The 301-nt window shown below is 59.5% G+C and carries 1 protein-coding gene; it reads right to left on the bottom strand.

All coding sequences use genetic code 11. The features are described from left to right. Nucleotides 1-301, bottom strand: a 301-nt coding sequence (locus tag F8C76_RS19785) for a CoA transferase (RefSeq protein ID WP_211372239.1), incomplete at both ends; no start/stop codon positions are given.

The raw sequence follows: 301 nt of genomic DNA, 5'->3' as shown, positions 1-301 counted from the left end.
CGGCCCGCAGCGGCCATCAAACGCTTGAAAATAGAATCGCCATTGCCACCAATCACCACGAATTTGCGATCGGCACAGCGGTAGGTGTTAGTGGGCACAATGCCGGTGACCGTGGAGCCTGCGGGTTCACGAATCACGCCGGCTCCATCGAATTCGGGAATCACGCCTTCCAGTAGGTTGAACACGGATTCGTACAGGGCGATGTCCACGACTTGGCCACGCGCACTGTTTTGGCGCTCGAACAGGGCGAGCAGGATGCCAAGGGCTGCGTGCAGACCGGCAATGGTGTCACCCAGCGACA

The organism is Flagellimonas olearia (assembly GCF_009184425.1).
GTDB lineage: Bacteria > Bacteroidota > Bacteroidia > Flavobacteriales > Flavobacteriaceae > Flagellimonas > Flagellimonas olearia.
This window is presented reverse-complemented; position numbering and strand designations above follow the sequence as displayed.